The 25,301-nt window shown below is 60.6% G+C and carries 17 protein-coding genes; 5 read left to right on the forward strand and 12 right to left on the reverse strand.

Annotated features, from left to right (window positions below; all coding sequences use genetic code 11):
- Positions 1-26 precede the first annotated feature (26 nt).
- The 3 genes from KUV52_RS02720 to KUV52_RS02730 form a co-directional block, all read right to left on the reverse strand.
- The gene (locus KUV52_RS02720; RefSeq protein ID WP_222524386.1) at positions 27-1,913 is read right to left on the reverse strand and encodes a pectate lyase; all 1,887 of its coding nucleotides are present in this window, start codon (positions 1,911-1,913) and stop codon (positions 27-29) included.
- Positions 1,914-1,923: 10 nt separating this feature from the next.
- On the reverse strand, positions 1,924-3,507 hold the full coding sequence (locus KUV52_RS02725) for a pectate lyase (protein WP_222524387.1): 1,584 nt from the start codon (positions 3,505-3,507) through the stop codon (positions 1,924-1,926).
- 117 nt (positions 3,508-3,624) lie between these two features.
- Positions 3,625-5,160, reverse strand: coding sequence for a pectate lyase (locus KUV52_RS02730; protein WP_261389832.1), 1,536 nt, complete (start codon positions 5,158-5,160; stop codon positions 3,625-3,627).
- Positions 5,161-5,162: 2 nt separating this feature from the next.
- Here KUV52_RS02730 and KUV52_RS18805 point away from each other — a divergent pair, with 2 nt between their 5' ends.
- From KUV52_RS18805 to KUV52_RS02740, 3 genes are all read left to right on the forward strand, one after another.
- Positions 5,163-5,531 (forward strand): hypothetical protein, encoded by a 369-nt coding sequence (locus KUV52_RS18805; protein WP_261389833.1) that lies wholly within the window; start codon positions 5,163-5,165, stop codon positions 5,529-5,531.
- A gap of 269 nt (positions 5,532-5,800) precedes the next feature.
- A complete protein-coding gene (locus KUV52_RS02735; protein WP_222524388.1) occupies positions 5,801-8,113 on the forward strand; it encodes a putative bifunctional diguanylate cyclase/phosphodiesterase in 2,313 nt (770 codons plus the stop codon).
- Between the two features lie 63 nt (positions 8,114-8,176).
- Positions 8,177-9,193 carry a LacI family DNA-binding transcriptional regulator gene (locus tag KUV52_RS02740; RefSeq protein WP_222524389.1) on the forward strand — a complete coding sequence of 339 codons (1,017 nt, stop codon included), beginning with the start codon at positions 8,177-8,179 and terminating at the stop codon, positions 9,191-9,193.
- A gap of 1 nt (position 9,194) precedes the next feature.
- Here the strand turns inward: KUV52_RS02740 and nagX are convergent, their stop codons facing one another.
- The 6 genes from nagX to KUV52_RS02770 form a co-directional block, all read right to left on the reverse strand.
- A complete protein-coding gene (gene nagX / locus KUV52_RS02745) occupies positions 9,195-10,295 on the reverse strand; it encodes a transmembrane glucosamine N-acetyltransferase NagX (RefSeq protein WP_222524390.1) in 1,101 nt (366 codons plus the stop codon).
- Positions 10,296-10,340: 45 nt separating this feature from the next.
- Complete coding sequence (locus tag KUV52_RS02750) at positions 10,341-11,654, reverse strand: sugar MFS transporter (RefSeq protein WP_222524391.1); 1,314 nt, start codon at positions 11,652-11,654, stop codon at positions 10,341-10,343.
- Between the two features lie 120 nt (positions 11,655-11,774).
- Positions 11,775-12,905, reverse strand: a complete 1,131-nt coding sequence (nagA, locus tag KUV52_RS02755; protein WP_222524392.1) for an N-acetylglucosamine-6-phosphate deacetylase — start codon at positions 12,903-12,905, stop codon at positions 11,775-11,777.
- 7 nt (positions 12,906-12,912) lie between these two features.
- On the reverse strand, positions 12,913-13,908 hold the full coding sequence (gene nagB-II, locus KUV52_RS02760) for a glucosamine-6-phosphate deaminase NagB-II (protein WP_222524764.1): 996 nt from the start codon (positions 13,906-13,908) through the stop codon (positions 12,913-12,915).
- Positions 13,905-14,813: an N-acetylglucosamine kinase gene (gene nagK, locus KUV52_RS02765; RefSeq protein WP_222524393.1), complete on the reverse strand. Its 909-nt coding sequence runs from the start codon at positions 14,811-14,813 to the stop codon at positions 13,905-13,907. Before nagK ends, nagB-II begins: the two co-directional genes overlap by 4 nt.
- Positions 14,814-14,875: 62 nt before the next feature.
- The gene (locus KUV52_RS02770) at positions 14,876-17,473 is read right to left on the reverse strand and encodes a family 20 glycosylhydrolase (protein ID WP_222524394.1); all 2,598 of its coding nucleotides are present in this window, start codon (positions 17,471-17,473) and stop codon (positions 14,876-14,878) included.
- Between the two features lie 360 nt (positions 17,474-17,833).
- Between KUV52_RS02770 and KUV52_RS02775 the strand changes: the two genes are divergently transcribed.
- Together KUV52_RS02775 and KUV52_RS02780 are read left to right on the forward strand one after the other, a co-directional pair.
- Positions 17,834-18,703, forward strand: coding sequence for a sulfite exporter TauE/SafE family protein (locus KUV52_RS02775; protein ID WP_222524395.1), 870 nt, complete (start codon positions 17,834-17,836; stop codon positions 18,701-18,703).
- Between the two features lie 23 nt (positions 18,704-18,726).
- Positions 18,727-20,235, forward strand: coding sequence for a tryptophan halogenase family protein (locus tag KUV52_RS02780; RefSeq protein WP_222524396.1), 1,509 nt, complete (start codon positions 18,727-18,729; stop codon positions 20,233-20,235).
- Between the two features lie 38 nt (positions 20,236-20,273).
- Here KUV52_RS02780 and KUV52_RS02785 read toward each other — a convergent pair whose 3' ends face one another.
- The 3 genes from KUV52_RS02785 to KUV52_RS02795 all read right to left on the reverse strand — a co-directional run bounded on the left by KUV52_RS02785 (position 20,274) and on the right by KUV52_RS02795 (position 25,270).
- Entirely contained in the window at positions 20,274-21,821 is a 1,548-nt protein-coding gene (locus KUV52_RS02785; protein ID WP_222524397.1) for a tryptophan halogenase family protein, read from the reverse strand.
- 14 nt (positions 21,822-21,835) lie between these two features.
- A complete protein-coding gene (locus KUV52_RS02790) occupies positions 21,836-22,534 on the reverse strand; it encodes a SapC family protein (RefSeq protein WP_222524398.1) in 699 nt (232 codons plus the stop codon).
- Between the two features lie 111 nt (positions 22,535-22,645).
- Positions 22,646-25,270, reverse strand: a complete 2,625-nt coding sequence (locus KUV52_RS02795; protein ID WP_222524399.1) for a TonB-dependent receptor — start codon at positions 25,268-25,270, stop codon at positions 22,646-22,648.
- Between the last annotated feature and the right edge of the window lie 31 nt (positions 25,271-25,301).

A 25,301-nucleotide genomic window follows, 5' to 3' on the forward strand; every position in this document is an offset into this window, starting at 1 on the left:
TGGGCTTTTTTGGTTTTCGGGGTGGGCTATTCCACCGCTTTGGCCATCTGGTGCAGCCAGACTTCCAGGTTGGTGTAGCCGGATTCGCTGATGCCGTTAGGGTCTGACGGCAGAGTCAGCTTGCGGGTGTTCTCCGCCATATCGGGCCAGCCGCCCGCATTGATGTCGCAGGGGATGTGAATGCGGAAGCGGGAACTGCTGTCGGGAACGGTGCCCCAGTTGCTGTTCACGTTGAGTGTAACGGTATCCCCGCTGCAGCTCTGGCTGGTGACTTTACGGTCCTGCCCCGCGCCTTTGCCTTCATAGATCTCGACGGTACGCCCAACGTAGGCGGTTTTACTGCTGTCGCAATCCGGGATCTCGCCCGCCACTCTTGAACTGCCTGCACTGGAGACCTGCGCAGACGGGTAGAGAATGGTGCCCTGTTCAACGCAGTTGACGATGGTTCCGGTCCGGTTGGCCACTTCGTCGATGATGCGACTGTCCACTTCATCCCGATCGCCTGGCCGTGCTCCGGCATTGTCCAGCACATAGTCCAGGGTCTGGGAGGCTGGCAGGACCTTGAGCCCTTCCAGCCACAGCGGCGGCGAACTCACCCTGAAGCTCTCTGCCGAGCTGCTGTCCGGTTTGACGCAGGGCCAGTCGGGGTTGTCGAACCCTTCACACAGGTTGTCCTCGGCGTAGATCTTGGAGCCGCTGCGCGACTCACTGATCACCAGCCAGGGGGAATCCCGGTCGGAATCCGGACCGTTCAGCCTGACATTCCCTGCCACTGTGGTGGTGCGCACCTTGCCGTCATGGGCTGAGTTATTGGAAAGCGGCGACAACCGCATCCCCACCTGACGGGTGTTGTAGGTGACGTTATTGACCACGATAGCGCTGGGGGTGGTTTCCAACGGTGCCCGGTCATCGTGGTGGGCAATCAGGTTGCCCTGTACCAGCATATTGGGCGCCGAGATCATCAGTCCCTTAGAGTGCCCCCCCTTGGGATGCATGTTGTACCAGAGCCCCTCGCTGACAATGCTGTTGAGGATGCTGACATCCCGCCCGGTGTCTTTCACCGTAAAGGTTTCATCGATGCCCCAGCTGACCGAGATATGATCAAACACCAGGTTGTAGGGCTGACGATTCGGGTCATCACTCTTACCGATCACATAGAGCCCATCCCGGTCTCCCGGGGTTCTCCCCTGCAGGGCGTCACCGGTACGGATGCGGATGTGCTGCATCAGCACATCATTGGCTTCAATGCGGATGGAGGCCCCCCGCAAAGTGATGCCCGGACTCGGTGCCGTTTGTCCGGCAATGGTGATGTAATCGTTGTTGATGGAGAGCATCCCCAGCTCTGTCAGGTCGATAACGCCACTGACTTCGAACACGCACACCCTGGGCCCCGATGCGTCGGTGCAGGCTTTTAGGGTGCCTGAGCCGGAGGCATTCAGGCTGGTCACCCGATAGACGGTGGTTTTGGGCGTGCTCAGGTTACGGCCGCTGCCCGCCGGTGTGGTGATACCAAACCCTTCGGTACAAGGGATGATGGGCAGTTTTCCGTCTGGCCGATCCGGACAGTCAGGACCTGGGCCAGGATCGGGATCAGGGTCCGGGTCCGGTGTTGGATCCGGGTCAGGGTCCGGGTCAGGTGTTGGATCCGGGTCGGGGTCCGGGTCCGGTGTTGGATCCGGGTCGGGGTCCGGGTCCGGTGTTGGATCCGGGTCGGGGTCCGGGTCTGGTGTTGGATCCGGATCAGGATCCGGGTCCGGCTTCCCGGGTTTTTCCGGCTTCTCCTTCGGCGGCTTCTCCTGTCCCGGCGGCTTATCCGGCTTGGCTGCCCCGGCGCTGGGGATCGCACCGGGGCCCACCAGGGCAAAAATCAGGCCGACGACGCCAGCGATAAACACTCGAATGGGGTGTTTCATGCCTCTCTCCTTATTCGATAGCGCTGGCTTTTTGGTGCAGCCACACTTCCAGGTTGGTGTACCCGGAGTCATCCAGGGCATTGAGCTCTTCCGGCAGCGTCAGGGTGTGGGTATTCACGGCCATATCCGGCCACCCTCCCGCATTGATGGAGCAATCGATCTTTCTGCCGTCATACTCGAAATCCTCCGATCCGACGCAGTTGATGATGTGCCCGGTCCGGTTGATGACGTCGTCGATGATTCGGCTGTCCACTTCATCCCGCTGCTTGGGCCAGGCCCCGGCATTTTTCAGCACGAAGTCCAGGGTCTGGCTGGCTGGCAGCACCACCAACCCTTCGATCCACAACGGTGGCTCTTTCACCCGGAAGCTGGCGCCCTTTTCACTGTCCACACGAACACAGGGCCATTCGGGGTTTTCCCAGCCATCACAGAGGTTGTCTTCGATGTAGATCTTGGAGCCGTCGCGATCTTCATTGACCACCGCCCAGGCAGAATCCCGATCCGGGTCGGAGTCTGGCCCCTTGAGGCGAACATTCCCGGCCACCGTGGTTGTACGCACCTTGCCATCGTGGTTGGCGTTATTGGAGAGCGGAGAGAGCCGCATCCCCACTTGCCGGGTGTTGTAGGTGACGTTATTGACCGTAATGGCGCTGGGCGTAGTCTCCAGCGGCGCTCGGTCGTCGTGATGGGCAATCAGGTTGCCCCTGAGCAGCATATTGTCAGCGGAGACCATCAGGCCTTTGGAGTGCCCCCCTTTCGGGTGCATGTTGTACCACAGCCCCTCGCTGACGATGCTGTCGAGAATTGTCACGTTTTCCGCAGTGTCCTTCACGGTGAAGGTCTCGTCGATGCCCCAACTGACTGAGACATGGTCAAACACCACGTTATGGGGCTGACGGTCGGGGTCATCCGATTTACCAATGGCGTAAAGCCCATCTCGATCCCCCGGTGTTCGTCCCTCAACCGCATCGCCAGTTCGAACCCGAATATGCTGAATCAACACATCGCTCGCTTCGATACGTATTGAAGCGCCTCTCAGCATGATCCCCGGTGCCGGGGCTGTCTGACCGGCAATGGTGATGTAATCGTTGTTGATGGAGATCATCCCCAAATCGGTCAGGTCGATGGTGCCGCTGGTCTCAAACACGCAGGTGCGTGGACCGGAAGCATCAATACAGGCTTTAAGAGAGCCTTCGCCACTGGCGTTGAGGTTGGTCACCCGGTAAACCGTGGTGCTTGGTGGGCTCAGGTTACGGCCGCTTCCTGCCGGGGTGGTCATGCCGAATCCGACGTTACAGGGAACGATGGGCAACTCACCGTTACTCGGTGCCGGGCAATCCGGTGTCGGTCCCGGATCCGGGTCTGGGTCCGGATCCGGTGTGGGATCGGGGTCAGGATCCGGATCCGGGTCTGGATCCGGATCAGGGTCCGGATTCGGATCGGGATCCGGGTCAGGGTCCGGAGTGGGCTCTGGCGAGGAAGAGGATTGCTCACTGCATCCGGTGTTGACCGATGTCAGTGCAAAAATAGGAAGGGCTAGCAACAGCACCTTCAGTCCGGTTTTTCCAAGGCTAAGCCAATCGCGCCACGTCATACTGCCTCCCGGGAATTCACCCGCCCGTCGCACACCTGCCGTTTGGCTAGTCTTAAGGTATAGCAAGGTTCTATCGGGGCGACAGAGCAATTCCTTTCCCTCTGTCGCCCTCCGGGACTACTCGATCTCCCTGGCCTTCTGGTGTAACCAAAGCTCCAATTCGGTATAGCCGGACTCGGTCAATGAGTTAGGGTTCTCCGGCAGGGTCAGCGCCCGTTTGTTGACGGCCATATCCGGCCACCCTCCGGCGTTAATGTCACAAGGGATGTGGATCCGGAATTGGGCCTGGCTGTCCGGTCGGGTGTCCCAATCGGTGGTCACGTTCAGGGTGACCGTATTGCCACTGCAGCTTTGACTGCCGACCTCTCGTTTCTGACCAGAGCCTGTGCCCTCAAAGATCTCCACCGTTCGGCCTACGTAGGCGCTCTTGCTGCTGTCGCAATCGGGGATCCCCCCGGTGACCGAGCGACTGCCTGCACTGTCAACCTGGGCCACTGGATAGTAGATGGTGCCCGGTCCGACGCAGTTGACGATGGTGCCGGTCCGGTCAGCCACATCGGCAACAATCCTGGCATCCACCGGATCCCGATCCGCTGGCCAGGCTCCGGCGTTGGCCAGCACAGAATCCAAAGTCTGGACCGCTGGCAGTACATGCAGCCCCTCAATCCAGAGCGGCGGCTCTTTCACCCGGAAACTGCTGCCTTTACTGGAGTCCACCCTCACACAGGGCCAATCCGGGTTTTCCCAGCCATCGCAAAGATTATCCTCGATGTAGATCTTTGAGCCGTCCCGGTCTTCGTTCACCACCACCCAGGCGGAATCCCGGTTGGGATCAGAGCTTGGCCCGGTCAATCGGACATTGCCGGCAATCGTTGTCGTACGCACTTTCCCGTCATGATTGGCGTTATTGGAGAGCGGAGAGAGCCGCATCCCAACCTGCCGGGTGTTGTAGGTGACGTTGTTGACCGTAATGGCGCTGGGCGTGGTCTCAAGCGGCGCTCGGTCATCGTGGTGGGCAATCAGGTTGCCCTGTACCAGCATGTTCTCGGCGGACATCATCAGGCCCTTGGAGTGGCCCCCCTTCGGGTGCATGTTGTACCAGAGTCCTTCACTGACAATGCTGTCGAGAATCGTCACGTTTTTCGCGGTGTCTTTAACGGTGAAGGTTTCGTCGATACCCCAACTCACCGAGATATGGTCAAACACCACGTTATGGGGCTGACGGTTGGGATCATCCGATTTGCCGATGGCGTAGATCCCATCCCGATCCCCGGGGGTTCGTCCCTCTATCGCATCTCCGGTCCGTATCCGGATGTGCTGAATCAGCACATCACTGGCTTCAATCCGAATCGAGGCACCGCGGATCATGACCCCCGGGCTTGGGGCGGTCTGGCCAGCGATAGTCAGGTAATCGTTATTGATGGAGACCATCCCAAGCGCCGTCATATCGATGGTGCCGCTGACCTCAAACACGCACACTCTGGGCCCGGACGCATCAATGCAGGATTTCAGCGTGCCGCTGCCACTTGCCTCCAGGTTGGTGACCCGATGCACCGTGGTTTTGGGAGGGTTCAAGTTGCGCCCACTGCCCGCCGGCGTGTCCATACCAAACCCCACTTTGCAGGGCACGATGGGCAGTTCGCCGCTGGCCAAAGGTGGACAGTCCGGAGTCGGTTCTGGTTCTGGTTCTGGTTCTGGTTCTGGCTCAGGGTCTGGCTCTGGTGTCGGATCCGGGTCTGGATCGGGCACCGGCGGTGGGATCGGGTCTGGATCCGGGTCCGGCGTCGGTGTTGGCTCAGGGTCAGGTTCGGGGTCCGGCGGTGGCGTCGGGTCGGGAGAGGGATCCGGCGGCGGAAGCGGGCCAGGACCAGGATCCGGCTCGGGTTCAGGATCGGGGTCTGGCTCAGGCTCAGGGTCCGGGTCCGGCGTTGGGTCCGGAGCCGGGTCTGGTGCGGGGTCTGGGTCCGGAGCAGGATCCGGTGCCGTATCGCTGCTCGACTGCTCGCTGCAGGCGGTCATACTGACGCCCCCCAGCAACCCAATTACGACCAGTCCCCATCGTAGAGGAGCGGCCAACCACTGCCAGCGCCCGTGCTTCAACATACTGCCTCCAGCTCACACGACTTGAGCAACCCTAGCTAGTAGGTATAACTCAATGCATCGGAGAGGCGACAAACCAACCCCGTTGACTCGATTGCCTACTTGCCTCTTGCAGTTCCTGCCACGATCCCTATGTTGTAAGCAGTAAGACAATTTTTCGCCGTGCACTCGTAAGATAAGGACATTGATCGATATGCTGTGGCCCCCCTTTCGCGCGCGCCTTTTACTGGCTCAATCCCTGATGCTCATCGCCAGCGCCGCCTTTGCCTGGCAGGTCTACAGCAGTGGCCAACTGACCAACTCGATCGCCGAAGCGACCGTTACGGAGCGGCTTGCCGAACTGGTGGATATCCGCACCCTGCGAGAGGAGCATCTGGCAACAGAGCGGCTGCTCTACGAGTACTATGCGGAGCAGGAGCGGGAGCGTTACCTCACCAGCTATTACCTTATCCAGCACCGAATCGCTCAGGTCATCAGCAATCTGGACAGGCGGCTTCCCGGCCACCCCAATGTGGCGCAGATTGATCATCTTCAGACTGAAATCCATCAACTGGCTCAGCGTTTTGATCAGGCTTTATCGGAAACGCCCGTCGACTGGGAACAGACGCGGCGCCTGTTGAGCCAGATCAGTAATCTGCACCTGCAACTGGCTCCCCTGCTTACCCAACTGGAGCAGCAGCTCAACCAGCGCGCAACTCAAGGCCTGATAGAGACTCAGAGCAGCACCCGGGCCAGCACCACCTTTGCCCTGCTGTTTGCGCTTCTGATTGTGGTGGTCTCAATGAGCACGGGTCTGGTGGCCTCCCGGCTGCTGGCAGAGCGCACCGAACGCCGCCGTCTTTCCGCGTTTGCCGAACGAAATCCAGATCCAATCCTCAGTGTCACGCTGCAGGGCCAACTGCTCTCCCTGAATCCCGCTGCCGAGCAGCTGGCTAAAGCGCTCAGCGTCACTCCGGAGCCCGCCAACCTGATCCCGGATCTGACCCGCCATCTCGGCACCATGCTGATGGAACACAAGAGCGATTACGATTGGGAGTACGCATTGGGCCGACGACACCTGACGGCCCGGGCAGTCATGTTGGCGGACCTTAAGCAGGTCCAGGTGCATCTGCGCGACATCACCGCTGCCATTCGGGCAGAAGCGGAGTTGCGCCACCGGGCGACCCACGACCAGCTCACCGTGCTGCCCAATCGCCAGCAGTTTGATCAGGACGGTCAGCAGATGATTCGTCAGCATCCGGAGCGTCCTCTGACGCTGGGGCTGCTTAACCTGAACCGCTTTCACCAGGTCACCTCACAGGTGGGGTTCCAGGCTGGCGACACCATTATCCAGACCACCGCGCAGCGCCTGAGCCGGGCCCTCAACCCGCTGAGCCTGCCAGAGCGTCCCATTGTGCTGTACCGATTTGGCGGCACCCGCTTCGCCCTGTTGATTCAGGGGGAGGTCGATGAAGAGGCCCTGACCACCATCGCCGACGCCATCGAAGAGGGGTTTGACGCCCCGATCTACGCCGACAACACGCCAGCCAGCTTCCATCTTGAGTTTGATCAGGGCTACGCCCAGTACCCCCAGCACGCGGCCAACTGTCAGGAGCTGCTGCGCTGTGCCGATGCCGCCGTGCGGGAGGCTGCCCGCAGTCCGAGTCGAAGCTACATCCCCTTCACCCCCAGCATGCGGGAGGAGGAGAATCGGATGATCGCCCTGGAAAACGAGCTGAGGGAGGCGATACAGAAGCATCAGTTTCAGCTCTACTTCCAGCCCCAGCAGCGACTCAATGATGATGGCCTGACCGGGGCGGAAGCGCTGCTGCGCTGGCAGCACCCGGAGCGCGGCCTGTTGGCGCCCGCAGACTTCATCCCGCTTGCTGAGCAGACCGGCCTGATTGTCAGTATTGGCGAGTGGGTACTCACTCAGGCCTGCATTCAGGCCCGTCAATGGATGGACCAAGGCTACAACCTGGTTATCTCCGTCAACCTGTCGGCGCGCCAGCTGCAACACCCCAGCTTTGTCGACAAAGTTGCAGAGATACTCCGAATCACCGGGGCACCGCCACACCGTGTGGAGCTGGAGCTGACCGAGAGCATGCTGATGACCGATCTGGACCGGGCTCACGACACCCTCTGTCAGCTCAAGACTCTTGGTCTTCAGCTGGCGATTGACGACTTCGGCACCGGCTACTCCTCCCTGGCTTACCTGAAGCGTCTACCGGTAGATACACTGAAGATTGATCGCAGCTTTGTGGCCAATATCCCGGATGATCCCCAGGACAGCGCCATCATCCGGGCCGTGCTGGAGCTGGCCCATCATCTGGGTCTGAAAGTGGTGGCGGAGGGAGTGGAAACCCAGGCCCAGCATGATTGGCTGCAGCAGGCGGGATGCAACGTCCTGCAGGGGTTCTGGTACAGTCGCCCACTGGCCTACAGCGATTGGGCCAATATGGTGAACACTCTGCCCTTAAAGGCCGCCTTTGAGGATGAGTCAATGCGTTGCCTAACAAAGAGTTAACCTTTAGACTCAGGGGTCTACCCGGCCCCGTTTCCCTCAGGCCGGGCCCGTACAGGAGCCTGCATGAAGATCACCATTAAAGACGTTGCCGCCAAAGCCGGCGTCAGCATTAAAACCGTCTCCCGGGTGATCAATAACGAGCCATCAGTAAAGTCCCACACCTTTGAGAGGGTGCAGGCCGCCATTGATGAGCTCAACTACCAGCCCAATGCGGCGGCGCGAAATCTGGCAGGCACCAAGGCTTACGCCATCGGCTTTATCTACGACAACCCCAACGCCTACTACGTTATCGACATGCAGAACGGCATCCTGGATGCCTGCCGCAGTCAGGGCTACGAGCTGCTGATCCACCCTTGTGACGCCAAGGCGGAGAACATCTGCCAGCAACTTTCCGCCATGGTGAAGCGCTCCCGGGTTGCCGGTCTGGTGTTAACCCCTCCCTTCTCCGAGTCTCCCGCTATCGTGAATACGCTGGAGCAACTCGATGTCGCCTTTGTCCGCATTGTGTCCGGCTCTGGCGAAGGGGATGCGGATCCAAACTGCCTCTACATCGACGACCGTCAGGGCGCCTATGCCATTACCGAGCACCTGATTCAGTTGGGGCACCAGCGCATCGGCTTCCTCTGCGGTGATAGCGAGCACCACTCCAGCTATGAGCGTCTGAAAGGGTTTAAACAGGCCCTGGCTGACCACCAGTTGAAAGTGGATCCCCAGCTGATTCTGGAGGGGCGTTACGCCTTTGAATCCGGGGTGGAGAATGCGCAAACGCTGCTGGGCCAGAGCAACCCGCCCACCGCGATGTTTGCCTGTAACGATGAGATTGCCGCAGGGGCGCTGTTTGCCGCCCGGCTGTCCGGGGTGGCGATTCCGGACCAACTCTCCATCGTTGGCTTCGAGAACAGCCCCTTCTCCCGCCAGACCTGGCCCAAGCTGACCACGGTGGATCAGCCCATTGTTGGTATCGCCCATCAGGCGACCGAGCAGCTTATCCGGCAGATCCGCCGCCAGAGTGATGGTGAGGCCCAGACCTTTGTGCCACAGCCGGTCATCCGTGACTCCTCCGGGCCTCATCCCCGCTGATTCAGACCTTCAGAAAGATCCCCCGTCTGGCCATGATGGCCAGCACTGCCCATTGCAGCGCCAGTAGGCCAATCACGGCGGCCAGCGCCTGTGCTGGCTCGGGCAGTGCCGAAATGACGCCGCCAATCAGGCTGTCGACGGTATAACCCCAGTCAAACCAGGCGCTGGCCAGGTAGATAAAGATGGAATTCACCCCAATCAGGGCGAACAGGTGGCCCATACGCCGCCACTGCAACCCATCGACCAACACCAGGAACAGCGCCAGAAACAGCGCACTCCAGCCGACGGTGACAGCCACAAAGGTGAGGGTCCAGAGGGTCTTGTTGACCGGAATAACGCCGTGCAGTGACCAGCCAATGCCGATGGCAAGCGCACCGGCCCCGGCCAGAACCAGAGCCCGTCGCCACACCGAGTGGGGCTGACGCAACCAGTAGCCTGCCCAGACGCCAATCAATGCGTTCAGTGCGGCACTCAGATGGGACAGCAGTCCCTCCGGGTCCAGCGGCGCATTGCGGTAGGTGATGCCCGGCAGCAGGTGCTGATCTACCCAGGTATTGAGAGAGGCTTCCGCACTGTAAGGGGCGGTACCCCACAGCCCCTGCGCCAGCCCATAAACCAATGCCACCCCTGCCCCAACCAGCAGTTGGCCACGCCACGGCAGATGCCAGGCGATCATCGCCGCCAGGAACCAGGCCATGCCGATACGCCCCAATACGCTGGCGTAGCGCACCTCATCAAGGGCCATCGGCATCCCCGTGCCCCAGCCATGGTTGTAGAGCACCCCCAGCACGCAGAGCAGCAACAGTCGCTTCAGTGCCTTGCGGTAATGGGGTTGGCGTTCAGCCCAGGGCAGACCCGCGAGAGACTGGCGCTGCAGCCCGATGGTGACGCCGGAGAGGAAGATAAAGAGCGGGAAGATCAGGTCGTAGAAGGTGAAGCCGTGCCAGTTGCTGTGCAGCATCTCATTGGCCGCAAGTTGCCACAGGGGCCAGCCGGTCAGCAGGAGCAGCGCGGCGAACAGCTTCTCCCCACCGATGATCCAGAACATGTCAAAGCCTCGCAGGGCATCCAGTGCCTGGAGGCGAGATTTGGGAGTCGACATTACCACTTCCTGTGAAAACCGGGGCCGAAGCCCCGGTGTGATGCCTTACCAGCTGCGGAGCTTATGCCCCTTCACGGCGTAGAAGAAGATAAACAGGTAACAGGGCAGGCCCAGCCAATAGGCCAGCTGGATGTCACCGGTCAGGTGGGCGATCTTGCCGAACACCAGCGGCAGAATGGCGCCACCGGAGATCCCCATGATCAGCAGGGCGGAGCCCTGTGCGGTGAACTTGCCCAGACCATCCAGAGCCAGCGGCCAGATGGCGGGCCACACCAGGGCGTGAGCCAGCCCCATCAGAGCCACAAAGGTGATGGCATCCGGCACCACTGGCACCCCACTCCAGCCCCACAGCAGGTCCGCAATGGCGGTGCTCTGCTCGGAGGCGGTGGTCACGCCGATAACACAAAGCAGTCCGGCAACGGCGGAAAGCAGCAGCGCTTTCTGTTGGGACAGGAAGCGGGGAATGCAGGTTACGCCCACCAGGTAACCAATCACCATAAACACCATGGTGTAGGAGGTCAGCGCCGCAAAATTGGGCACGTCCAACTGACTGCCGTAGAGACCGATGGTGTCCGCCGCAATCACTTCGATGCCCACATAGAAGAACAGGGCGATGGCACCCAGCACCACCTGCGGGAAGTGGGTGATGCTGCCTTTGTCAGCGTGCTCCGCTTCCTCTTCAAACTCCAACTCAGGCAGGCTGGAAAACTTCACCAGACCAATCAGCGCCGCCAGAACCGCAGCCATATAGAGATAGGGTTCTACCAGGCGGTTGGAGAGCTCCTCAACCTGCGCCGTACGCTCCGCCTCGGGCAACTGGGCCAGATGGTCCGCGGTAAAGCCTTCAAAGCCGGACAGCACGAGTGCGGTAAACACCACCGGCACAATCACACCCGCGCCTTTGTTGATCAGCCCCATGATGCTGATGCGAACGGCGGCGGTCTCTCGCGGGCCAATCATAACCACGTAGGGGTTGGAGGCGGTTTGCAGGATGGTGAGGCCGGTACCGAGCACAAACAGGGCAGCGAGGAACAGCGCGTAGTTGGCACTTTGCGCCGCACCGATAAACACCAGCGCACCGACGGCCATCAGCGCCAGACCAACGGCCATCCCGTTTTTGTAGCCGGTTCGCTTCAGAATGCTGGACATCGGCAACGCCATCACCGTGTAGGCGATGTAGAAGGCGAAGGTCACAAACAGCGCCTGGAACTCGTTAAGATCGCAGATGATCTGCAGGAAAGGGATCAACGAGCCGTTGAGCCAGGTGACAAATCCAAAAATGAAAAACATGGTACCGATGATGAACATCGGCATCAGGCTGCTCTTGCTCTGAGCGACCGATTGCTTGGCTTCTATCATAGTTATCGCTTCTCTTCCGTTGGCTTTAATCGGGCGGGAGAGACTGATCGGCATCCCTGCTCTCGCCCCCACCAAATGCACAATGGCCGGCTCCCAATGGGATCCGGCCTGTGTTTATCGTTATGAATTCAGTTTGGCGTGACCACCGATCCAGCACTGGATCACCCGGTAGTCATCGTCCAGCAGCACCATATCGGCGCTGGCCCCGACCCGAAGGCGCCCCGGGTTTTCCAACCCAAGGAACTCCGCCGGGTAGCGGCTGGCCATCTTGAACGCCTCAGCCTCCGACAGGCCCAGTTGGCGCACGCTGTTTCGTACCGCCGTCGCCATATCCAGTACCGAGCCCGCCAGCTCGCCGGTGGGGGCGGTCAACTTGTCACCCTCACGCCGAATGGTGCGCCCCAACAGCGTGAAAGTGTCGCCCTCCATCCCAACCGGCGGCATGGCGTCGGTGACCAGCATCATCTTCTCGGCCGCCTTCGACTGAATCGCCAGTTGCAGACTGGCGTCATGGACATGGTGACCGTCGACAATCAGGCCGCACCAGCTGTGTTGATCCAGCAGCGCGGCTCCTACCATGCCCGGCTCCCGTGAGGTGAAAGCGGACATGGCGTTGAACAGATGGGTAAACCCGCAAGCCCCTGCGGCCAGTGCGGCCTGTGCCGTGGCATAGTCCGCATCGGAGTGCCCCAGACACACCTTTACGCCCGCCGCCGTCAGTTCGGCGATCTGCTCCGCCGGCACGTTTTCAGGGGCCAGGGTGACCACAACGGTGCCCAGATCCTTGCGGGTGTACACCGCCATTTCGGCGTCGGTCAGCGGACGGATATGCTCGGCACTGTGCACCCCTTTTTTGGCCACACTCAGGTGTGGCCCTTCAAAGTGCACACCGAGAACACCGGCACAGCCTTCTCGCAGCGCAGCCGCTACCGCATCCGCGCCCTGCTGCAATACCTCAAGGCTGTCGGTAATCAGAGTCGGCAGATACCCGGTGGTACCAAAGCGGGCATGGGCCGCGCCAATGGTGGCGATACTGTTTACCGAGGGATCCCCGTTAAACAGGGCGCCGCCCCCGCCATTTACCTGCACATCAACAAAACCCGGTACCAGAGTGCCCTCAAGCTTCCGGGCATCACTGGGCGGCTGGCCGTGGCCCAATGCGACCACTTTGCCGTTGTCGATGGTCAGCCAGGCATCCTGGTGAAAGCGTTCACCATTGAACAGTCGGCTGATCTGATAGGTCTGCCTCATGATTGCCTCACAGGGTTTGAGTGACTTTTTTCAGTCCCTTCGGGTTATCCGGATCGATGCCTCGGGCCAGAGCCACTTTTTCTACGTCCAGGTAGAAACGCTGCATCAGGGTCAGGGGCGCCAGACGGGGATGGGGCTGGCCCACCTGGTGCATCTTAATCACGTTGGCGCCACGGCTGGCAATCTCCGCCATCTGCTCACGGTGCGCCGCAGCGGATTCATCATCGATATCCAGCTCCAGGATGGTCAACTCCTGCTCCACCAGAGTCACCGGCCCATGCAGGAACTCTGCGCTGGAGAACGCCTCGGCGTGGATCCCACACACCTCTTTCAGCTTCAGGGCGATCTCTTTGGCGATGGCGTAACCCAGGCCGCGGCCCAACACCACCAGGTTTTTCACCTGTGCCAGCGGTTCGGCAGTCAGCTGAACCGGTGCCTGAGCAGCAGCGTCGAGTGATGCGGGCAGATGGTCCATCGCTTCGGCCAGCTCACGACGGCCACCCCAGGCCGCAACCAGATGCAGCAGGGCGCTCAGGGTCGCCAGATAGCTCTTGGTGGCGGCCACCGCCTTCTCTTCACCGGCGCGCAGCGGCAGAACAAAATCCGCCAGCGCCGCCAGAGGGGATTGCTCGTCGTTGACCAGCGCCACAACCCGGGCGCCGTTCGCTTTGGCCATGCGGGCCTGGGCCAGGATGTCCGGGCTGCGGCCAGACTGGGAGATAACCAGAACCAGTGCCCCTTCCAGCTGCAAAGGACGGCCATAGATGCTGGCGATGGAGGGGGCAGAGGCAAAGGTGGGGATCCCCATCTCAATCTCAATCAGGTACTTGGCGAACACACCGGCGTGATCGGAGCTGCCCCGTCCCACCCACATCACAAACTTGGGGGGCGTGGCACGCAGTTGCGCGCCAAGCTGCTGCAGTACGGCGCCATTATGGCCCAGTTGATCTTGTACTCGTGCGGAGGCTTCCAGCGCCTCACGCTCCATAATGCTGCTCATTATCCTTGCTCCTTACGTGCGCCGGCGCGGCGCTGATCCTGGGCGAAAAATACCGCGCCCATCTCGGGCGTCGCCTGGGCGGGAGACAGCGCCTCCTGCACCTCCGGACTCAGGTGGGGAATCACCAGAGGGCCCAGTCCCCCCAGCAGGGAGAGGCGCGGCGCCCCGGCGTCCAGCAGCTGACGCGCCAGACGGTTGATGTAGTCGGCACCCTCGGCGCGAATGGCCAGGGCTTCCGGGTCGCCCTGCTCTGCCGCTTCAAACACGACCGCAGCCAAACGGGCGTAGGCGGTGGAACGCTGGCCAGCCAGTTGCTCCACCCAGGACAGAGGCTCCTGAGAACCCAGCGCCCGGGCCAGTCCGGCGCCCATTGCGGTGGCGGGAGCCAGCCCATCGCTGGCTTCCAGTGCATGCTGGACGGCCATCAGCCCATACCAGGCACCGCTGCCCTTGTCCCCTTGGGGGAAGCCGTGGCCACCGACGATGGTCTGTTTGCCAGCCAGGTCGAGAAAGCCGCAGGAACCGGTTCCGGTAATCATGATGGCGCCATCCTGGCGACCATGCGCCCCCAGGCAGGCAATATGAAGATCGGTGGTCAGATGCAGCGCCGCAAAGGGGTGCTGCCAGGCGTTCATCGCCGCGAAGCAGGAGGGCAGATTGACACCGGCAAGACCGGCGCCCGCCACACACTCGCCCAACTGTTCGGCACTCAGGCCCGCTGCTTCCAGGGCCTGGACGCAGGCATCCACGATCGCCTCGCGGGCGGCTTCCATCCCGTTCACCGGGTTGGCGGCACCGGACAAACCGGTGCCCATCACCCCTTTGCTGGGGTGGAAGAGAATGGCGCGGCACTTGCTGCCACCACCATCGATCCCCAGCAGCAGGGGACTGTCCAAGCTCGCCAACATCGGGTTCTCCTGTTCGCTTTGGCCGGTCGATGGCTCGTAATTGTCCGATAATGACAACGCTGTCATTTGTTGTCCACCCCATTTTCCTCAATCCCGGCACCGAGCCAGAGACTGCGACCCGGGCGCTCACCATTGGCGGAACGGGCACGGATCTCCACTTGCCCTTTGACATCAACCGGTTGCAGGTAGGGCTGCCAATCGCCCTCCGCCATTCGGTACTCCAGAGCCAGGCCGGGATAGATAAGATTCAGGTTCAGAGTGCCATCTTCAATCTGGCCACCCGCAGTGGGAATACGATAGCCGATGCCGGCTTTGTCCAGCTTGGCCAGCTCCTGCTGCCCTACCAGTGCGGCAAATCGCTGCCAGTCTGCCAGACGCTCCGCTTCCGCCTGGAAGAAGTCGCTCTGGGGATTGAAGGTGCGACCGGGGACATAGGCCAGTTCCCAGTCCGCCCGGTGCCAGGCCCGCTCCGCCAGTGCCAGCAGGCGGGGGAACAGCTTGTACTCCACCACATCCGCGTGGCGTACGGTCTCACTCCAGAACTGCCCCTGAATACCCCGGATCCGCTCCCCTTTGAGAGGGAATTCGGTATCCACTGCCTCATAAGGGTTGCCCTGACGGTCGCGCCAGATCTCCGCATGGGCGGGCAGGTTGTCCGGCATCAGGGTGAAGATCTTGTGGGTATTGATGGCGCGGGCGCCCCAGTAGTAGCCCCCTTCGTTGGCGTCAGCCTCGTAGGGGAAATCGAAGTAGAGGGCATCCGGGCTGGAGAGCACCACATCCCAGCCACGGCTGAGCTGTTCATGAGTTTTGTTGTGCCCACCCCAGGCCAGCAGATCCCAGCTGTAGGAGGTGACAGGAACGGAGAGTTGCTCCTTGGACTCCAGCAGACCATCGCTCCAGCCACCGGCACGGATACCGCGCTGAGCCAGCATGTCCACGACCCGGCGGATAAAGTAACCCAACAGGTCTTCGGTATCGTGCAGGTCCACTTCGGAGGCGATCAACGCCTCGCAGCGCGGCGAGTGCTCCCAGGCACCGGCGGTTTCGTCTGCACCGATGTGATACAGGTTCAGTGGTGTGCCCGCCTCCTGATGCATCGCCTGCACCTCATCCAGCACCTTGCCCAGGAAGGTGTAGCTGGAGTCGAGACAGGGGTTGATGGTGTTGTCGGTGTAGTACTGCACCGACAGGTATTCCGGTGCATCCTCCAGATCGGACAGCAGGTACTTTCCAGCTTCCTCGGTGCGCCCCTCTGCCATCAGACGACGATGACGCTCTGCCATGGCGCGCACTGCAGCACGACTGTGGCCGGGCATATCCAGCGAGGGGATCACTTCAATGTGGCGGGCAGCGGCATAACGCAGCAGGTCAATGTATTCGTCGCGGCTGAAGTAACCATTTACTTCTGCACTGGAGTCAACGCCAGAGCCCAACTGTGGCAGCAAACAGTCCCGCTCGTCGGCTTCGGCACAGCGGCGGGAGCCGATCTCGGTCAGCTCCGGCAGACCGGGGATCGCCAGTCGCCACCCCTCATCATCCGCCAGATGCAGATGCAGCTTGTTGAGCTTATACGCCGCCATCTGATCAACGATTTTGTACACCACCGCTTCACCCGGGAAGTTACGGGAGAGGTCCAGGTGCATGCCACGGTAGTCGTATCGGGGGGCATCTTCGATGGTCAGTGCGGGCAGGGTCTCCTCACCAAAGCGGATCAGTCCAGCCAGGGATTGCAGCCCGTAGAAGGCGCCACTGTCGGTGCTGGCTTCCACCAGGATGCCGTTGCCGCTGACATTCAGACGGTAGCCCTCATCAGGCAGACCATCCACCCGCTTCAGAGTGAGCTCAACCCCGTCACGGGCCACCAGAAAGCCCAGGCTCGCCAACCGCTCCCATGCGCTGTCCAGCCCATCGAAGGCCTGACCGCCCAGGGTGTAACCCACAGACCAGTTCAGCGGCGCTTCTTCCGTCAGTGTCAGGGAGCGGGGGGTCGGGATCAGGCCCGCCTCCGGCAGCGCGGACTCGGCAGCCGCCAATGCGGCGTTATCGGTAAAGAGTTGGCCGGGGGTCGCCTGAGGGGTATTGTCGTCCGCGGTGCGTTTCAGTTGGCTTTCAAGGTCGGTCAGAGGCTCGACAAAAGGCAGGGTCCACAGCCCGGTTTCCGGGTCACGAACTTCGCGGGTGCTGTTGATAACTACCGGCTCCAGCCCCTCTGCCACCAGGTAGTAGTTGGGCATGGGGTCGGAGTTGGAGACGCTCCAAAAATTGGCGGTATAGGGCACCACCTGAGTTTGCTGCGGGCCCACTCCGGCAAACGCCTCCTGCGGCACCATGCGGTGGAGGTCGCCATTGATGTGCTCGATGGCCAGCGGGCCGGTGCTGCCCTGAACATAGGAAACCTGACTGAAGCGCAGTTCCCAGCCACTGGCGGGCAGTGGGGTTTCGCCGGTCTGCAGCACAATCTCAGCCCGGTAACAGGAACCGTCACCTTTGTCCTCACGGCAATGAGGCCCAGGACGGTTGTCCACCACCCGGTGCGTGACCTTCAGTTCGTTGGCCAGTTGATTCAGGGTGTCCTGATCCAGTGCGGCGTTCGGGGCTGCGCCCCCCTGCTGGCATCCCGCCAGCACCATCAACGCCAGAGGCAAGGCTGCTCGCATACTCCCTTCCTTGTCGATGCTCGGCCACTTGGCGCGGCCTGTCAGAATAAAAAACACTGGTCGTCGAGACGAAAGAGCGACCAGCGGACGCCTGGACCGAGGGAGTGGCAAGGCAAAAATTCAACGGCACCTTTTAGGGGGAGATCGCCACTGCCCGGCAGGCCAAACATTGGGAGAACCCAAATGCAAAACTACAAATTCATTACATCATGACAACGCTGTCATTCTCTGTCCATAGCGAGATTCACTTTTTTTCCCGGTGTGGCAGGGGAAGCCTGGCCAATAGCCTGACAACGCTGTCAATCGGTGGTAGCTTACGGCAATAACACCCACATTACGATGCAAGCACAATCCCGACACATGAAGACCCGCAGCCTCTCTCCAGTCAGACCGATTTTGTGGCCCAGTTCGATTCTGCTGGTCGGTGCTGCTGTGGTGCTCCTGGCCAACGCGGTGCCTCTGGTGACGGATTACGGTCATTTCAGTCTGCTGGGGTTACTGGGGGCGATCGTGGCCAACAGTACCGGCGCAGGCGGAGGGGTGGTGTTTATCCCGGCGTTCGCAAAGCTTGGACTGACTCCGGAGCAAGCGGTCGCGTCCTCGTTCGGCATCCAGTGCTTCGGCATGACTGCGGGCGCGCTGGCCTGGCACCGATTTTCCCGGCGGGACGGAGGGAGTGCTGAACGCGGCATCTGGCGGCCCTTAAAACCGGTCCTTGGATTCACACTGCTCGGCACCCTGCCGGGCATCCTGCTGGGAAGAGCCCTGCCCCCTCCGGCGGAACTGCACACCCTGTTCAGCCACTTCTCCATGACTCTGGGCGCTGTGATCCTGCTGCTCTCCTTCCGTACGGTCACCTCGGAGCCACGGCAACATCTTGGCCGGGGCTGGTATGGCGCACTGGTGTTGCTGGGGATCGTAGGCGGCGTCATTACCGCCTGGCTCTCAGTGGGCGTCGGCGAGTTGCTGGTGATTCTGCTGATTTTGCTGGGTTGTCACAGTGCTCTGGCGGTGGCAGCCGGTGTGATGGTGTCTGCCGCTACGGTCTGGTTTGCCACCGGGCTCAACCTGATCCAAGGCGCCCCCATCATCTGGCAGATTGTGCTGTTTGCGGGCCCGGCTGCCGTTGTTGGTGGGGTGCTGGCCCGCCGCCTGGCCACGCTGATGTCACCAGTACAGCTGAAGCGATTTTTTGCCTGTTGGATCCTCTTTGTCGGCCTGATTGGCTGACCTGAAAACGCAAGGATGGCACCATGAAAACTCCTCTTTCCCGGATCACCATTGTTGGCGGTGGCAGCGCAGGCTGGATGACCGCACTCTACCTCAACCGCTATTACAACAGCGGTGAGAAACGCACCGCCATCACCCTGATTGAGAGTGAGGACATCGGCACCATCGGCGTGGGCGAAGCGACGGTCCACAGCATCCGCTTCTTCTTCGCCGCCATGGGGCTTGATGAGGCAGAGCTGATGCGGGAAACCGGGGCCACCTACAAAACCGGCATCCGCTTCCGCAACTGGAAGAAGCCGGTGGATGGCAAGATGCACGAGTACTTCCACCCCTTTGAGGAGCAACGCTCACCCGGCCCCTTTGATATGGCCACCAGCTGGTTCAGCAGTGATCGTCCACAAGGGGAGCGCTATGACGAATTGGGCTGCCTCTCCACCACGCTGGCGAACGCGGGCCACAGTCCCAAGAGCCCCACATCTGGCCCCTATCAGGGGATCGTGCCTTACGGCTACCATCTCGATGCGGTTCGGCTGGGGCGCTACCTGCGTCGCAAGGCGGTGGAAGCGGGTGTGGAGCACCGGCTAGGTACCGTCGATAAGATTGAGCTGGATGGCGAACGCATCCAGGCAATCCACTGCGGCGGTGCCCGTTTTGAATCGGACATTTTTATCGACTGTACCGGATTCCGCAGTCTGTTGATGCGTCAGCTGAAAACTGACAATTGGCAAAGCTTCGAAGACGCCCTGCCCTGCAATAAAGCCGTTGCGCTGCAGCTGCCCTACCCAGGTGATGCAACACCCCGCCCCTATACCCAGGCCACCGCTCTGCCCCATGGCTGGGTTTGGGAGATTGACCTGCAGGAGCGCCGCGGCAATGGCTATGTCTATGATGGTAAGCGCCTGACCCGGTCGCAGGCTGAAGCGGAGTTGCGCCAACACCTGGGTGTGCCAGCGGATATGGGCAAGGCCCTCCACCTTGAGATGAAGATTGGGTGCCTGAAATCGTTTTGGGTCGGTAACTGCATCGCCATCGGCCTCTCCGGCGGCTTTATTGAACCTCTGGAGTCCACCGGCCTGCACCTGATCAATCTGAGTGTCCGCTTGCTGGCGACCCACCTGAATGGGGCCGACGTGGCGCAGCCCGTTAAAGACTCCTACAGCCGCCTGATGAACGGCATCTACGATGACCTCAAGCGCTTTATCATCCTGCATTACTGCCTGACCGACCGCGACGACACCGAGTTCTGGCGTCAGGTGGCGCAGAGCGCCAAACACAGTCCACGGCTGGAGCAGGATCTGGCCCTGTGGCAACACAAGGTGTGCGAGTTTATGGACCAGGCGGGCAGCTACGCCACCGTGTTCACCGACGAGAATTACCGGTTCGTCCTGTATGGCATGGGCCACTGGCCGCAGTTCCCACCCCTGGGCTCGCAAGCGCAGCATCAGGCGGTACGGCAACAGTGCCAGGCCCGCGCCAAAATGGCGCTGGAGCAGACCCTGCCTCATCCCGCCGCGCTTCGCGCTTTGAACTGAGCACAACAAAAAGGCCCCCATCTGTTGGGGGCCTTTTTTTACACCTTCTGCAAACCGTGTTGCCGTATCCGCTCTATCAGTTGGCGATGCGGCATCAATTGCTCGGCCAAACGGGTCGCTTCCTGCTGCAATCTGTCCATTTTCGCTCTGGCCGCTTCACCATCCTGATGACGTTCCGGGCTGATGCGGGTATCGAACTCCATGCCGTAAAGCACGTAGAGGTAGTTCTCCAGGTTGAAGATCGACAGGGTGCTGGCGAAGTCGTACGCGCTGGGCAGTTGCTGACGCCAATAGGCGAGGTTCTCCTTCAGCGATTGCGGAATGGACTCCGGCGCCCGGTTATCCCGCCAGAACGGCGTATCATCCCGCTCCGACAGCACATAGTGCAGCTTGATAAAGTCGATCACCCGGTCCCAGCTGTGACGCACCCGCTGGTTAAAGCGTTCAGCAACCGCGGGCATTGCCTCCCTATCGGCCGGCAGCAGTTCCGCCAACATCCGGGCGGTCAGATCAAACACCAGCAAGCCGGTGGCTTCCAGTGGCTCAACAAAGCCTCCGGAGAGGCCGATCGCCACACAGTTTCCACTCCAGGCCCGCTCACGGTACCCCACCCGCATCGGGATCTTCCGACAGGGCAGGCCCTCGGCGACTGGTCCCAGATAGTCCCGTAGCGTCTGCTCCGCCTCTTCATCACTGCAGTGACGACTGGAGTAGACGTGGCCAACGCCCCGACGCTGAGTCAGCCCGATATCCCAGATCCAACCGGATCCCGTTGCCGTGGAGAGGGTATGGCAGGGGATGGGCGCATCAGGTTGCTCGTAGGGCACCTGAATCGCCAGGGCCGAATCCACAAACAGCACGTCGCTCTTATCCACAAAGGGCACCCCAAGCGTCTGCTCCGCCAGCAGGGCAGAGAAGCCGGTGCAATCGACAAAGAGGTCACCCTCCAGACGGCCTGCCTCGTCAGTCTCGATAGCGGCAATCCCACCATGGCCATCCGGAATCACTTTGGTGACTTCCGCCAGACAGTGCTGGACGCCTAGGTTATCGACGGCATGACGGGTCAGCAGGGCGGAAAACTTGGCCGCATCCAGGTGGTAGGCGTACGCCGTGACACCACCAAACTCCGGGTGCACCATGGTCTTGGGGCCCAGACCCTGCTCACAAAGGTGGGCCTGAACCGATACCGAATCGGCATAACTGCGCTCACCCGGGTCGAGGCACCAGTAGGGGGTCGGGTCCAGCCCCTGAATGGCGGGGTAATCAAACAGGTGGTGATAGGCGTGGGACTGGCCGCCGGACGGTGCCCGCAGCCAGTCGATAAACTTGATGCTCTGTTTAAAGGTCACATCGCACTGGCGGATAAAGTCGGTTTCCCGGATCCCCAGCCAGTGCAATGTCTGGCGCATGGTGGGCACCGTGCCCTCCCCCACACCGATGGTGGGGATGTTGGGTGACTCCACCAGGGTCACTGTGATGGCGGGGTTTTCCCAGGCCCGATGCTTTCGGGCCAGATGGCTGGCCGTCAGCCAGCCTGCGGTTCCTCCACCCACCACAATCAGGCGGCGGATCCCTTGCTGCGCCATAGTGCCGCCCTCCGTCAGCCGTTGATCTTCTTGTCAGCCAGACGGTTTACCTGGTGCAGAGACGCCAGGTGAGCGTAAACCAGCGGCAGGAAACCACGCTTACGCAGTTCGCCGAACGCTTCATCCGAGAGCTCATTCAGCGCTTTCTCATTCACCATGTAGATGCCGCCGATGTTGTACTCATCACCCTGCAGTTTCAGGTTGAGGGTACGGTTCTCCAACAGCTCCAGTTCGTTCAGTTTGGTGACGAACGCCTGGGTGATCTGGTCCGATTCGATAAAGCGTCCCAGGCTCTCCTTCTTGCGCTCAAGGAAAGCGGAAGGCTCACCAGCTTCAAACAGGGCATGACCCTCCTCGTCACCGACGCGATCACTGGCTTCGTTAACCGCCACCATCAACTGACCGGGGTTCTGCATATCCGGCACCAGAGCCAGTGGGTAGTGGGTGATGGCGGCAGGGATGTAGACCCCTTTCCAGGCCGAACCGGCAAAGTAGTTTTCACCCTGCTTGAATCCAAGCATCACCACGGCGCGGAACTGCCCGGATTCGTTGTTCTTAACAAAAACGATGGGGAAATCATTGCTGGCGCGAACAAACTCGTGCACCACAACCGGCACGATGTGCTGGTCCTTTACGTGGGCAAAGCCGGGATCGTCCTTGATTTTGGTGTTGGCGTGCTTCTCTTTTTGCAGCGGTACGATTTGGGCTTCCATGTGAATACTTCCTTATTACGACGATGCAGTGGTGAGCCACTGTTCTAGAGGTATAAAAAAGGGGAGTCAGACTCCCCTTTTGTTTCCGTTCACTACCTTGTCACGAGTTCATCAGAAGCGCAACGCCGCGCCCACGGCCACGGTGCGAGCCATCTGGTACTCGAACGCCGGGAAGCCGTTGGTGAAGGCACTGCGATCGGTCTGGAAGGCGTTGTTACCGAACTGCTTGGAGTTCTCTTCGGTCAGGTTGACCGCATCCAGAGTGATGTCCAGGTAGTCGGTTACGTGCCAGCGGGCAGACAGATCCAAGGAGCCGTAGGCATCGTGCAGACGGTTACCGTAGGCACCGGTTTCACGGATCATGTACTCGTCACGCCAGGCGTAGGAGAGACGAACCTCCAGCCAGTCGTTCTCGTAGTAACCGGTTGCGTTGTAGCTGTGCTTGGAGCTGTTGCTCAGGAACGGGTTGCCGTCGGTAAAGGTCTCCGGAGAGGTATCGGTATCGGTGTAGGTGTAGTTAATGATGGCACCCAGACCGTTATCGAAGTCCTGCTGGTATTGCAGTTCCAGACCTTCGATGGTGGCAGACTCGCCGTTGCTCTTCTCCTGCTTGGTCCACTCCAGCTCATCAGGACGCAGTTCGCCGCCAAAGTCGATGCCGGCTTCGCCGTTCATGTAGGGGCCGCTTTCCTGAATGGTCACGAAGTTGGAAACGTCCTTACGGAAGTATGCCGCAGACACCATGGAGGCACTGTTAAAGTACCACTCCACACCCAAATCATACTGGTTGGCGATAAAGGGCTTCAGACCCACATTACCCACAATCCAGTACTGGTTATTCGGCACATCATCGTTGGCGCCACGAACGTCCGGGTTAACGTACATATCAACGTACTGAGGACGCGCCATCACGCGAGCCGCGCTGAAACGCAGAATCATGTCATCGGCTAGGTCGTAGGCCGCGTTAAAGCTGGGCAGCACTTCGGTGTAGTCCGCGCTGGTCTCACCTTTCACGTCGTCCACATAGTAGGTGGAGGTGGCATCAGTACCCACAAAGCGGAGACCGAAGTTACCACGCAGGCCATCCGCATCGTAGCTGGCCATACCGTAGAAGGCGTAGTTGTCTTCATCAATCTCGCTGTAGGAACCCAGGTCTTCGGTTTGACCGATGATGCTGGAGCGGGCCCAGGCCTTCAGAGCGTCATCGTTGACACGCAGAATCTGGTAGTTGTCCACACCCACATCAATCAGGCCACCGTTCACGTCAGCGGTGCTGATGGAGGGGCTGAAGTTCGGATCCTGGATGTAGTCGAAGCGACGGCTCGTGGTGTTATGGCTGGCATAACGGGCACCAAACTTCAGTTCGTTGATCACACCCAGTTCCACCTCAAAGGCAAAGTCGGCCTGAACGTAGGTTTCGTCATCCGTCTTGGGGGTGCGGTTAAAGTTGGAGCCGGTGCCCATGTTGAGGGAACCCGGATCATAGGCCGCAGTGTCAAACCCGTTCAGGTCCCAGGTCTGCTTGCCACCGGTAAAGTCGTAGCTGCCACCCGGGATCGGCGTGCCGCCGGTACCGTCGTCAACCACCATCTCGAAGTCAGTACCGCCGGTGGAGGAGGTATCACCCACCTGGAACTCGAACAGGTAACCGTCGCCCGCGTACTCCAGTTGCAGGTCGTACACCTCGGAGCTCATGGTCGCCTCACGGGGACGCGCCTGGTAGTAGGCCACATTCAGCGGACCGGCGATCTGAGTACCGGAACCGGCACCGGGAGCATCGCCGCCACACAGACCGCAGCCACCGATCCAGCTGGTATCATCCCAGGCACCGGAACCTGGTGCACCGGCCCAGGAGGTGTCACCCTGGGTCAGCCACAGGGCGTAGTTGGTGTTGTTGGCCTTCATCTCCATATCGATGGCGTTCACCACGATGTTCAGACGATCGGTCGGGGCCCACTGGAAGGTTGCGGTCAGCGCAGTGCGCTCACGCTCCTGCTCGAAAGCGACCGGGCCAGCGCCCCACTCCCAGAACGCTTCGTTGCCCTGACGCTGCAGGCTACGATCCTGCATCACGCCGGACACCATCACACCAAAGGTTTCGGAATCGTTCTTCCAGCTGCCCAGGGCGGACAGCAGCGGATCCCAGGTGTCGGAGTCGGACTGGTACTGAGACGCGGCGGAGGCGAAGAAGCTGAGGCTGTCGAGGTCCAGCGGCTTGCGGGTGTTCACCTCAACGGTACCACCCACGCCACCTTCCAGCAGGTCGGCCTGGGAGCTCTTGTAGACTTTCAGGTCGCCCACGATTTCGGAGGGCAGCAGCTCGTAGTTGAAGCTTCGCTTGGCGGGCTCAAGTACGAACCAGCCCGTGGAGGCAACATTCTGACCGTTCAGTGTGGTCAGAGTCAGGTCATCACCAGCACCACGGATGGACACAGAAGCGCCCTCACCAAACTGGCGCTGAATGGTGACACCGGGGATCCGCTGAAGGGATTCCGCTACGTTCTTATCGGGAAATTTCCCGATGTCTTCTGCCGTAATGGCATCCACAACGCTGTTAGAAAAGCGTTTTTCATTCAAGCTTGCCTGTTGAGAGGCGCGAATACCGCGCACTTCAATACGCTCAACATTGGCTTCAGCTTCTTCGGCCATTGCGGTAGCCGGCATCAAGGTGCCCGCCCCCAAGACCATGGCGATGGACGTCGCCAGCAGATGTTTTTCGAACTTAACCGATCCCATCAGAATCCCCTTCCGTGCTCTTGTTATCTCT

The organism is Ferrimonas balearica (assembly GCF_019802055.1).
Taxonomy (GTDB): domain Bacteria; phylum Pseudomonadota; class Gammaproteobacteria; order Enterobacterales; family Shewanellaceae; genus Ferrimonas; species Ferrimonas balearica_A.

What these genes read in the sequence shown, in the direction of transcription:
- KUV52_RS02775 (WP_222524395.1), top strand. Translation starts at nt 17,834, where the DNA reads ATGAAGACCCGCAGCCTCTCTCCAGTCAGACCGATTTTGTGGCCCAGT.
- KUV52_RS02750 (WP_222524391.1), bottom strand. Translation starts at nt 11,654, where the DNA reads ATGATAGAAGCCAAGCAATCGGTCGCTCAGAGCAAGAGCAGCCTGATG.
- KUV52_RS02735 (WP_222524388.1), top strand. Translation starts at nt 5,801, where the DNA reads ATGCTGTGGCCCCCCTTTCGCGCGCGCCTTTTACTGGCTCAATCCCTG.
- KUV52_RS02770 (WP_222524394.1), bottom strand. Translation starts at nt 17,473, where the DNA reads ATGCGAGCAGCCTTGCCTCTGGCGTTGATGGTGCTGGCGGGATGCCAG.
- KUV52_RS02795 (WP_222524399.1), bottom strand. Translation starts at nt 25,270, where the DNA reads ATGGGATCGGTTAAGTTCGAAAAACATCTGCTGGCGACGTCCATCGCC.
- nagX (WP_222524390.1), bottom strand. Translation starts at nt 10,295, where the DNA reads ATGTCGACTCCCAAATCTCGCCTCCAGGCACTGGATGCCCTGCGAGGC.
- KUV52_RS02780 (WP_222524396.1), top strand. Translation starts at nt 18,727, where the DNA reads ATGAAAACTCCTCTTTCCCGGATCACCATTGTTGGCGGTGGCAGCGCA.
- nagA (WP_222524392.1), bottom strand. Translation starts at nt 12,905, where the DNA reads ATGAGGCAGACCTATCAGATCAGCCGACTGTTCAATGGTGAACGCTTT.
- KUV52_RS02720 (WP_222524386.1), bottom strand. Translation starts at nt 1,913, where the DNA reads ATGAAACACCCCATTCGAGTGTTTATCGCTGGCGTCGTCGGCCTGATT.
- KUV52_RS02725 (WP_222524387.1), bottom strand. Translation starts at nt 3,507, where the DNA reads ATGACGTGGCGCGATTGGCTTAGCCTTGGAAAAACCGGACTGAAGGTG.
- nagK (WP_222524393.1), bottom strand. Translation starts at nt 14,813, where the DNA reads ATGTTGGCGAGCTTGGACAGTCCCCTGCTGCTGGGGATCGATGGTGGT.
- KUV52_RS02785 (WP_222524397.1), bottom strand. Translation starts at nt 21,821, where the DNA reads ATGGCGCAGCAAGGGATCCGCCGCCTGATTGTGGTGGGTGGAGGAACC.
- KUV52_RS02740 (WP_222524389.1), top strand. Translation starts at nt 8,177, where the DNA reads ATGAAGATCACCATTAAAGACGTTGCCGCCAAAGCCGGCGTCAGCATT.
- KUV52_RS02790 (WP_222524398.1), bottom strand. Translation starts at nt 22,534, where the DNA reads ATGGAAGCCCAAATCGTACCGCTGCAAAAAGAGAAGCACGCCAACACC.